This window comes from Curtobacterium sp. B18, from assembly GCF_000333375.1.
Taxonomy (GTDB): Bacteria; Actinomycetota; Actinomycetes; order Actinomycetales; family Microbacteriaceae; genus Curtobacterium.
Window position 1 is genome coordinate 1 of record NZ_BACZ01000214.1, and the last position, 10541, is coordinate 10541.

7 protein-coding genes and 3 pseudogenes are annotated in these 10541 nt (G+C 71.3%); 1 reads left to right on the top strand and 9 read right to left on the bottom strand.

Annotated features, from left to right (window positions below; translation table 11 throughout):
• The 8 genes and pseudogenes from I5E_RS05710 to I5E_RS26255 form a co-directional block, all read right to left on the bottom strand.
• A partial coding sequence (locus tag I5E_RS05710) for a PTS sugar transporter subunit IIA (protein ID WP_022906142.1) occupies positions 1–1273 on the bottom strand: 1273 nt, incomplete at its 3' end.
• Between the two features lie 92 nt (positions 1274–1365).
• Entirely contained in the window at positions 1366–2355 is a 990-nt protein-coding gene (locus I5E_RS05715; protein ID WP_031261674.1) for a 1-phosphofructokinase family hexose kinase, read from the bottom strand.
• Positions 2356–2423: 68 nt separating this feature from the next.
• On the bottom strand, positions 2424–3212 hold the full coding sequence (locus I5E_RS05720; RefSeq protein ID WP_022906144.1) for a DeoR/GlpR family DNA-binding transcription regulator: 789 nt from the start codon (positions 3210–3212) through the stop codon (positions 2424–2426).
• 705 nt (positions 3213–3917) lie between these two features.
• Positions 3918–4859: a carbohydrate ABC transporter permease gene (locus tag I5E_RS05725; RefSeq protein WP_022906145.1), complete on the bottom strand. Its 942-nt coding sequence runs from the start codon at positions 4857–4859 to the stop codon at positions 3918–3920.
• The gene (locus I5E_RS05730) at positions 4856–5764 is read right to left on the bottom strand and encodes a carbohydrate ABC transporter permease (protein WP_042723627.1); all 909 of its coding nucleotides are present in this window, start codon (positions 5762–5764) and stop codon (positions 4856–4858) included. Before I5E_RS05730 ends, I5E_RS05725 begins: the two co-directional genes overlap by 4 nt.
• A gap of 141 nt (positions 5765–5905) precedes the next feature.
• Positions 5906–7231, bottom strand: a complete 1326-nt coding sequence (locus tag I5E_RS05735) for a sugar ABC transporter substrate-binding protein (protein ID WP_022906147.1) — start codon at positions 7229–7231, stop codon at positions 5906–5908.
• A gap of 231 nt (positions 7232–7462) precedes the next feature.
• Positions 7463–7984: a hypothetical protein gene (locus I5E_RS21275; RefSeq protein ID WP_049973450.1), complete on the bottom strand. Its 522-nt coding sequence runs from the start codon at positions 7982–7984 to the stop codon at positions 7463–7465.
• A gap of 204 nt (positions 7985–8188) precedes the next feature.
• Positions 8189–9301 (bottom strand): annotated as a pseudogene (locus tag I5E_RS26255) (AAA family ATPase); the annotation flags it as partial.
• Positions 9302–9334: 33 nt separating this feature from the next.
• Here I5E_RS26255 and I5E_RS26895 point away from each other — a divergent pair.
• Positions 9335–9715, top strand: a pseudogene (locus I5E_RS26895) (FAD-dependent oxidoreductase); the annotation flags it as partial.
• 174 nt (positions 9716–9889) lie between these two features.
• On the opposite strand, the pseudogene I5E_RS26900 reads toward I5E_RS26895, so the two are convergent.
• Positions 9890–10504: pseudogene (locus I5E_RS26900) on the bottom strand (uroporphyrinogen decarboxylase family protein); the annotation flags it as partial.
• Between the last annotated feature and the right edge of the window lie 37 nt (positions 10505–10541).

Below are 10541 nucleotides of genomic sequence, written 5' to 3' on the forward strand. Positions count from 1 at the left end.
GCGACCGCGAGCAGGGTGCATCGAATCGGCGCCCGGACCACGGGGCCGGGTCTGGCGAACGCCGGAAGGTGCCCGGTGCGCACGTGCTCGACGCGTAGTAGGCCAGGCCCTCCGGCGGCAGGTTCAGCAGCGTGTAGTTCGTGAGCGTGTAGACCGCGTTGTTCTGCCCGGAGTCACCGTGGGTCAGCGCGATGCCGTACCCGGCGAGCAGGAAGCCGAGCGCGATGAGGAGCCCGCCGCCCGCGACGAACGGGATCATGTAGCTGACACCGGTGAGGAGCCAGCGCTTGAGTGCCTGCCCGAAGTGCTCGTCCTTCGCGGTGCTGGAACCGGCCTCGGCAGCGGAGCCGTGCACGCGTGCGGCGTTGGGGTCGTCGGCGGCGCGGAGCGCCTCGGCGATCATCTTGTCCGGTTCGTCGACACCGCGCTTGACCGGTCCGGCCACGAGCGGCTTGCCGGCGAAGCGACCGCGGTCGCGGACGTCCACGTCGACGGCGAAGACGACGGCGTCGGCGCGGGCGATGAGCGCCGGGTCGAGGGGCTCGACCTGCGAGGACCCCTGCGTCTCGATGTGCATCTCGGCACCCGCGCGCTGCGCGGCGGCGACGAGGGCGTCGGCGGCCATGTAGGTGTGCGCGATGCCGGTCGGGCAGGCCGTCACGCCGACGAGCACCTTGCGGGCGCCGGTCGCGGACCCGGCCGCGCCTCCGTCCGCAGCGTTCGTGGCGGCGGCGGGTCGCGCCTCCTGGCTGGTCGCGGTCGCACTGGAGGCGCTGCTCGCGGTGCCGACGCCGGCCTGCGCGACCTCGCCGCTCACCTCGCGGTCGACGAGGTCGACGATCTCCTGCGGGGTGGTGGCGGCGCGGAGCGCAGCGGTGAAGTCCTCGCGGATGAGCGCACGGGCGAGGGTCGAGAGGACCGTGAGGTGGTCCTTGTCGGCCCCCTCGGGCACGGCGATCATGAAGACGATGTCGGCGTCGCCGTCCGGGGCGCCGAACGACACCGTCCGTGCGAGGCGGCTCATCGCCAGGGTCGGCTCGGAGACCGATGCCGACCGGGCGTGCGGGATCGCGATGCCGCCGGGGACGCCGGTGCCGACGCTCGCCTCGCGCTTGATCGCGTCGGCGGCGAGGGACGCCCCGTCCGCCGCGCGACCGGTCGCGGCCACGCGGTCGGCGAGGACGCGGATGACGTCGCTCGAGGTGGCGCCGAGGTCCTCGTCGAGGCCGACGAGCTGGACGCTGATGAGGCGTGGACTCGTGTTGACGGACATGGGTTGCTCCTTTGCAATGGCGCGGGGGGCGCGGGTGCTGCGTGTGTGCGGGTTCGGTGGGCGGGGCGGGCGGCGTGTGCCGTCGTTCGGTGTCAGGCGGGTTCGGGCGCTCGCTCGAGCGCTCGGACCTCGATGCCCGACGGGTCGGTGTGGTCGAGGGCGGGGACGTCGCTGCCGGGGAGTGCAGCGGCTGCGGCTCCGGTGGCGACGGCCTGGGCGAGGCGCTGCTCGGGCGGGTGCCCGGCGACCTCGGCGAGCAGGTACCCGGCGAGGGAGGAGTCCCCCGCGCCGACGGTCGAGCGCGCCACGATCCTGGGTGCGGCGGCGGCGTAGCTCCCGTCCTCGGTGACGAGGACGGCCCCGGCGCTGCCGAGGGTGAGGAGCACGGTGCCGACGTTCTTGTCACGGAGCCGTTGCGCAGCGAGCGCCGCGGCGTCCACGTCCCGCTCGAACTCGTCCGGGTCGCCGCCGACGACCTCGGCGAGCTCCTCGGCGTTCGGCTTCACGAGGTCGATCCGCTCGCCCGACTGCAGCAGGGCGGTGAACGGCACGCCCGACGAGTCGACCGCGATCCGGACGTCGTCGCCGTGGCGCTGCCGGACGGCGCGGACGAGGACCGCGAGGGCGTCGTCGGGCAGCCCCGGGGGCAGGGAGCCGGCGAGGACGACCCAGCGGGCAGCCGGTCCGGTCGCGGTGGCGCCGGCGGCGTCCGCGACGAGGGCCGCGAGGTCGTCGAGGCGGCCGGCGAGCGACGGCCCGGGCTCGTTGAGCTTCGTGGTCGTCCCGGTCGGCTCGGTCACGGTGACGTTCGAGCGCAGCGGGCCACCGATCGGCAGGGCGGCGGTCGGGATCCCCCGCGTCGCGAGACCGAGCAGCACCGGGTCGAGCTCGTCGCCCGGGAGCACGGCGATGGTGTCGCCCCCGCTCGCGACGACGACCCGGGAGACGTTGACGCCCTTGCCGCCGGGCTCCGCCGTCGAACGGGTGGCGCGTTGGACGGCGCCGCGCTGCAGCTCGCCGGCGAGCTCGATCGTGCGGTCGAGGCTCGGGTTCGGGGTGACGGTGACGATGCGGGTGCTCACGATGGAGCCCGGCTCGGCGCTGGTGTTCGGGGCCCTACGACTGTTCGAGGTCACGCTGCTGTTCGGGGTCATGCGACGACCACCTCGACGTCGGCCTCGGCGAGGGCTCCCGCGAGGTCGGCGGGCGGCGTCTGGTCGGTGACGACGGTGTCGATCTCGTCGAGCCGGGCGAACCGCATGAGCGCTTCGACTCCGTGCTTGGCGGCGTCGGCCAGCACCACGCTCCGGCGGGCCGCGAGGACGTACGCGCCCTTCACCCCAGCCTCGTACTCGTCAGGCGTGCTCAGGCCGAAGCCCGCCGACAGCCCGTTCGTCCCGACGAAGGCGATGTCCGGACGCAGCGCGCCGATCTGCTCGACCGTGGCGGTGCCGACCGCGGCGCTCGTGATCCCGCGGACGCGTCCGCCGAGCAGGTGCAGTTCGACGTGCTCGCTGTGCTGCAGGGTCGCGGCGATCGGGACGGAGTTCGTGATGACCGTCAGGGTCGCGCCGGCCGTGGCGGGCTCCCAGCGGACGAGCTCGGCGGCGACGGCGGCGCAGGTGGTGCCGGCATCGAGGGCGATGGAGCCGGTGAAGGTCGGCGGGACCAGGCGCATCGCGGCCCGGGCGATGGCGGACTTCGCGGAGTTGTGCTGGACCTCGCGCTCGGCGACGGTGAGCTCGACGACGCTCGACCGGCCGACGGGGACCGCTCCCCCGTGCACGCGGCGCAGTCGGCCGGCGGACTCGAGGGCATCGAGGTCACGGCGGACGGTCTCGGTCGTGACGTCGAAGTGCTCGGCGAGGTCGGCGACGGAGACCCGTCCTGCCGACTGCAGCGCGGCGGCGATGGCGTCGTGCCGCTCGGTTGCGTACATGCCCGAACTCCTTCGTTCCCGTGGGTTTCGAGAAGAGTACGTCCGGATGCCACAGAAACGCAACCGTTTCAACGCGGAACCAACACGTTCGCAGGTCGGCGGCGCGTCTGCGGCTCGCCGAGCGCTCGCCGAGCGGGCCTTTTTCGTCCCGTTCGCCCGCCCCAGGCAGCGAGTTCCGCCCGCTCGACGAACGCGAGCCGCGTGTTCCGCCCGCTCGGCGCCGCGCCCGCCCGTTCGGCGCCCCGCTCTGCGCCCGCCCGCTCGGCACCGTGCCTGCCCGCGGTCGTCCTGCATCCGCCCGTGCTCGCACGAACTGTCGCGTGACGCCTCCGCCCGGCCGCTGGTCGCACGAAGTGCCGCCGCCCCGCGGCCCGGCCGGCATGTCGTGCGACCAACCCGCCACGCACGCCGCTGGTCGCACGAAGTGTCGCCACCCCGCGGCCCGGCCGGCATGTTGTGCGACCAACTCACCACGCACGCGGCACGTCGTGCGACCAACCCGCCACGCACGCCGCTGGTCGCACGAAGTGTCGCCACCCCGCGGCCCGGCCGGCATGTCGTGCGACCAACCCGCCACGCACGCGGCGCGTCGTGCGACCAGGTGGCACGAGCGCGCATCGCCGAGCGCGACGCCGAGCCCGGGCACGACGACGCCCCGACCGCCGGAGCAAGTCGGGGCGTCGTCGTCCGGAGCGCTGGGGAGCGTCAGCCCTTGACGGCCCCCGCGGTCATGCCGCTCACGAGCCGCCGCTGCACGATGAGGAAGAACACCACGACGGGGATCGAGAACAACACGCTCGCCGCCATGAGCCCGCCGAAGTCGGTGCCCTTGTCCGTCGAGAAGCCCGCCAGCCAGACCGGCAACGTGTACATCCCCTGGTCCTTGAGCATGACGTAGGCGGTCAGGTAGTCGTTCCACGCTGCGATGAACGCGAAGACGCTCGTGGCGATCACCCCCGGCATCACCAAGGGGAACAGCACGCTCCACAGGATCCGGAAGGTCCCGGCGCCGTCGACCTTCGCGGCTTCCTCGATCTCGACCGGGACGGCGACGAAGAACCCGCGCATCACCCAGATCGAGAACGGCAGCACGCTCGCGACGTAGGCCAGGATCAGCCCGATGTAGCTGTTCAGCAGTCCGAGCGACTGGAACGACAGGAACAGCGGGATCAGCAGCGCACCCGACGGGATCATCTGCACGAAGAGGATCGCCACGAGGATCGCCCGCCGCCCGCGGAACCGGAAGCGCGACAGGGCCGCCGACGCCAGGAAGCCGACGACGATCGACAGCAGCACGGCGGCCACGACGACGATCGCGGAGTTCCGCAGGTACACGAGGAAGCCGTCCTGCGTCAGCGCCCGCGTGAAGTTCTCGAGCGTCGGTCGGAGCGGCAACCAGATCGGCGTGAGGGTCGTGACCTCGTCGGCGGGCTTGAAGGCGGTGTTCACCATCCAGTAGATCGGGAACACCCAGACCAGGCAGAACACCACCGCGATGGTGTTCGCCACCACGCGCCGCTTGCGTCGCCGGGCACGGACCGGCGCGACCGGCGCGGTGGGCCCGGAGGCACGCCCCGCTCCGGTCACGTCGGGCTGCGCTTCGGAGGCGGTCACCCCGGTCACCCCGGGGGTGGTGGTGGTCGTCACAGGTCTTCCTCCCCGCTCCGGACGAGCCGGCGGATGTAGTAGCTGGTGAGCGCCCCCAGGATCAGCGTCGAGATGACGGCGATCGCGGCTCCCTGCCCGTACGCGTTCGACACGAAGGACTTCACGAACGTCCAGATGCCGAGCGTGAGCGTGGTGTCCTCGGGACCGCCCTTGGTGAGCAGCCAGATCTGGTTGAAGACGTTGAAGTCCCAGATCACCGAGAGGATCGTCACGAGCAGCAGGGTCGGCACGAGCGCCGGCAGCGTGATCGCCCGGTACATCGCCCACGCGGACGCCCCGTCGAGCGCGCCGGCCTCGTAGTACTCGGGCGCGATCTGGGACTGCGCGGCGTAGAGCGTCAGGGCGACGAACGGCACGGCCTGCCAGATGACGAGCGAGAGCACGATGGTCAGGGCCTGGCCGGGGCTCGACGCCCAGTTGTCCTGCGTGTGGTCACCGAACACGCCGAGCTGGGTGATGAGCCAGTTCAGCACGCCGTAGAACGGCTGGAAGAGCCACTGCCACACCAGGCTCGAGGCGACGTTCGGCATCGCCCACGCCAACACGAGCACGACGCTCACGACGGTGCGCATGACCACGCCGAGCCGGGTGAGGAGCTGGGACACCGCCATGCCGATGCCGATGGTCCCGATCACCATGGCCCCGGTGACGAGCACCGTGCGGAGGATGACCGGCCAGAAGCTGGCGTCGGTGAGGACGTTCGTGTAGTTCGTGAGGCCGGCGAACCCCGCCTGTCCGGTGAAGATCGCCCGCAGCCCGTAGTCCTGGAAGGAGATGACCACCAGGCGGACGAGCGGGTAGACGACCAGCGCCAGGAGCAGGAGTGCGGCGGGGGCGAGCAGGACCAGCGGCGCACGCGAGGACGTGACGGACCGGCGTCGCACCGCAGGCCCGGAACCCTTCCCGCCCCCGGGACCCGATGCCGTGCCCGACCCGGTGGTCCGACGCCGTCCGAGGGCCCCACGCCGGGTCCCCGGCTCGGCCTGAGCCGAACCGGGGACCCGCTCCGTCGTGGAGGTCATCGACTACTGCTGCGCGTTGAGCGCGGTCGTGAGGTGCTCCGAGAAGCCCTCAGCTGCCTGCTGCGGCGACTTCCGACCGGTGGCGATGTCGGCGAACATCGTCTGGAAGGTCGAGTCGCCCTCGATCGTCGCCCAGCCCGGGGTCGCGGGCGTCGGACGGCTGGTCGACGCAGCCTCGAAGTACGGCTTGTGGAGCTCGTCCACGTCACCGGCGACCGCGTCGAGGAGCTCGGTCGAGTTCGGTTCCCATCCGTCGACCCCGAAGACCTGGTCCTGCTGGAACTTCTTCGAGGTGAGGATCTTCATGTAGTACAGCGCGAGGTCCTGGTTGGCGGACTTGGACGGGATGCCGAGGTCGGAACCGCCCAGGAACACCGGCTGCGTCTTGCCCGCGGTGCTCGACGGCATCGCGAACGTGCCGATCTGGTCCTTGAGCTCGGGCTTCGCCGTGGTGATCGACCCGATCTCCCACGCGGAGCCGAGGATCGCCGAGGTGTTGCCCTGTGCGAAGACGTCGGACTCTGCCGGCTTGTCGGTGTTGATGTCCTGCGTGGACTTCGCCGAGTACGCGTTCTGGAAGTCCTTCCAAGCGGTGAGGCCCTTGACGGCATCGTCCGAGTCGATCGCGCCCTTCCACTTGCCGTTCTTCTCGGTCGCGATCTGCCCACCGGCGTCCCACACCCACTGCAGCCCGCCGTACCAGTACTGCCCCGGCATGTAGAACGCCGAGAAGTCCGCCTGCGGGTTCTTCGCCTTGACCTTGTCGAGGTCGGCGGTGAGCTCGTCGTAGGACTTCGGGACGTCGGTCACCCCGGCGTCGGCCCACATCTTCTTGTTGTAGATCACCGCGCGGTTGCCGGCGAAGAGCGGGGCTCCGTACAGCTTGCCGTCCACCGTCGCCGGGCCCTCGAGCCCGGAGAGCCAGGTCTGCCCGTCCTGCAGCTCCGACTTGTAGGGCGAGAGGTCCATGAGGCCCCCGGTCGCCGCGTACACGGGCACCTGCGTGTTGCCGAGGTCCACCACGTCCGGGGCGTCCTTCTGGGCGAGCGCCGTCGTGAGCTTGGTCGTGATGCCGTCCCACTGCTGGAGCTGCAGCTTCACCTTGGCGCCGGTGGCCTTCGTGAACTGCTGCTCGGCGACGTCGAGGATCTTCGGGCTGAGGTCGCCGTTCATGATCCAGACGGTGATGGTCTTGCCCTTGCCATCGGGTGTGCCGATGGACTTCGTGCCGCCGTCGGAAGCTCCGTTGCTTCCGGCGGAGCACCCGGTGAGGGCGAGCGCGCCTGCGAGGGCGAGCGCACCGAGTGCGGCGAAACGCGTGCGTGTCACGTTGACTCCCTTGGTCCGACCTTTATGAAAGGACGTTGCGTAATGGTGAGTAAAGACCCATCACGCAGGGATGTCAACCACGGAACCGAAGGCTGTGGACAATCGCGATCCGCATGTTTCCGCGGGATCACGGATGTGGAACGGATGATCGACGACGCTTGACGAACTGGTCATGACCAGGCATGATCAGCACCCGCACTCAGGCGTCGAAGGGCACCTCTCCGTGCCGGCTCACGCCGGCCCGCTGCCGGTACGCGAGGTGTCCGCCGAGTACCCGCCGACGCCGACCACCGCGAGACCCGCGAAACCGAGGAGCTTGCCCGCACCGTGGTTCCCGCGCTTCCGCTGCATCCACGACAGCCCGTACAACGAGATGCCCACCCAGTGACCGCCTGGTGCACCCAGCCCGTCCGGAGTTGCGCACGGTCGAGCTCGGACCAGTCGACGTAGCCGGCCACCGATGCGCAGCCGGACGACAGGAGCCCCACGCCGACGAGGGTCTTCGCCGCGCGCGCGTTTCCCCTTGCCACCGATCAGGTCCAGCACCGCCGCCGAGGTCCACGCCCCCAGCGGCACCTGCACCAGGAGCGGGTGCAGCGGGTGCCCGAACGGCACGCCGTGCAGCAGCTGGCGCAGTGCCTTCGGCTTCGCGAGGGCGTTCACCACGGAACGATCGATGTCGATCGCCTTGTCGAGCACGCTGGCGTGCTCGACGGCGTCGGTGAGGCGACGGAACGCTCGGATCTCAGGCATGCCCTGGACCGTAGGCCGGGCGAGACCGGAGCGTTCACAGCGCGCCGGCGCTCAGAACGCTCCGGTCTCGCCGGGCGAACCCGCGAACCCACGAACCTGCGAACACGCGAACCGGCGAACCGGCGAACCGGCGAACCCGCGAACGAGGCGCCGCCCCAGGAGCCGGCACCGCGCCTCCTGTCCAGGGGTCCGGCCCGTCCGCATCTACTCCTCGACGATCTCCGCGAGCTCGAACGGCTCCACCGTCAGCTCGTCGCCGCCCGGAGCGACGTCGACGCGGACCGTGTCCCCGTCGCGGACGTCACCGGCGAGGATCGCCCGCGCGAGCCGGTCGTCGATCTGGCGCTGCATGAGCCGACGGAGCGGACGCGCGCCGTACGCCGGGTCGTAGCCCCGCTCGGCGAGCCAGGTGCGGGCGTCCGGGGTCACGGCCAGTTCGAGGCGACGATCGGTGAGGCGGCGGGCGAGCCGGTCCACGTAGAGCGACACGATCTGCCCGAGGTCCTCCTCCGTCAGCGCCTGGAACACGACGATGTCGTCGAGCCGGTTGATGAACTCGGGCCGGAAGGCCTGCTGGACGAGCTCACGGACGGCTTCCTCGCGCTGGACATCGGTGATCGACTGGTCGGTCATGAACTGCGACCCGAGGTTCGACGTCAGGATGAGGATGGTGTTCCGGAAGTCGACCGTCCGGCCCTGCCCGTCGGTCAGCCGGCCGTCGTCGAGGACCTGCAGGAGCACGTCGAAGACCTCGGGGTGGGCCTTCTCGATCTCGTCGAGCAGCACCACGGAGTACGGGCGACGCCGGACGGTCTCGGTGAGCTGCCCGCCGGCCTCGTACCCGATGTACCCGGGCGGGGCGCCGATGAGCCGCGCCACCGAGTGCTTCTCGCCGTACTCGCTCATGTCGATCCGGACGAGGGCCTTCTCGTCGTCGAAGAGGAACTCGGCGAGCGCCTTGGCCAGCTCGGTCTTGCCGACGCCGGTGGGGCCGAGGAACAGGAACGAGCCCGTCGGTCGGTCCGGGTCGGAGATGCCGGCGCGGGTGCGGCGGACGGCTTCGGACACCGTCGAGACGGCGGTGCGCTGCCCGATGATCCGCCGACCGAGCTCGTTCTCGAGGTGCAGGAGCTTCTCGGTCTCGCCCTGCAGCAGGCGGCCGAGGGGGATGCCGGTCCACTGGGCGATCACGGCGGCGATGTCCTCGTCGGTGACGCTGTCGTTCACCATGCGGTCGGCGGACTCGGCCTGCTCGGCCGCGGCGAGTTCCGCTTCGATGCGCGGCTTCTCCCCGTACTCGAGCCGACTCACGGTCTCGTAGTCGGCCTCGGTGGCGCGACCGGCGTGGAGATGGCCGGCGCGCTCGCCGAACTCCGCGACCAGGCCCTCGTCGGCGCGTACCCGGAGATCGAGCGGGGCAACATCTCGATCACCCTGGTGCACCGCAGCGGCGAGCTCCTGAAGCCCTTCGCCCCGCGGCTGCGTCGGTACGCGGCCCAGGTCCTCCGCAAGCGCGGCGTCGTGCTGCGGCTCAACACCGGCGTCTCCGAAGTGAAGCCCGACGGGGTGATGACGGCCGAGGGTGAGTTCATCCCGGCGTCGCAGGTCATCTGGGGCGACGGCGTCGCGGCCCACAAGGAGGTCTCCGGCTGGGGCATGCCGCAGACCCACGGCGGGCGCATCCAGGTGAACGACGACCTCAGCGTCAAGGGCGTCGAGCGGATCTTCTCCGCCGGCGACATCGCCGCACAGGACGACGCCCTCGCGCAGCTCGCCCAGCCGGCACTGCAGGGCGGCCGGCACTCGGCGCGGCAGATCGTCCGGCTGCTCGAGGGCAAGCCGACCGGCGTGCATGAGGGTTCGGGCGCGGATGTGGTCCTTCGACGGACCGCCCTCGACCAGGTAGGCCGCGAGCGTGAACGGTGCGCCGGCGAACCCGATGAGCGGGGTGTCGCCGAGCTGCTCCACCGTGCGGGCCACCGCCTCGGTGATCGGGGCGAGCGCGGCCTCGTCGAGCGTGCCGAGCGCGTCGACGTCGGCCGCGGTCCGGATCGGCGACGCGAGCACCGGCCCGCGCCCCGGCACGATCTCGACGTCGACGCCCGCGAGCTTGATCGGCACGACGATGTCGCTGAAGAAGATGCCGGCGTCGACCCCGTGCCGACGGACCGGCTGCAGCGTGATCTCCGACGCCATCGCCGGGTCGAGGCAGGCGTCGAGCATGGCCGTGCCGACGCGCAGGTCGCGGTACTCCGGCAGGGAGCGCCCGGCCTGGCGCATGAACCACACCGGCAGGGTCTCCGGCCGGTCACCCCGGAGCGCCCGGACGAGCGGCGAACCCGACGTCCGCCCGGAGACGAGCGGGTGTGCGGCGGGGAGAGCGGTGGTGGATGCGTCGGTCACCGCACGATTCTCCCATCGGCGAACAGGGTGTATCCCGAGCACGCACGACGGGATCGGGCGGGCACCGGAACGCGAGTTACCATGGAAGACGTGCTCATCTGTCTCACGGCGTCGCATCGCAACGCCAGCTTCGATCTCCTGGAGCGACTGAGCA

Coding starts and splice junctions, on each gene's coding strand:
- I5E_RS05720 (WP_022906144.1), bottom strand. CDS start 3,212: ATGTACGCAACCGAGCGGCACGACGCCATCGCCGCCGCGCTGCAGTCG.
- I5E_RS21275 (WP_049973450.1), bottom strand. CDS start 7,984: ATGCCTGAGATCCGAGCGTTCCGTCGCCTCACCGACGCCGTCGAGCAC.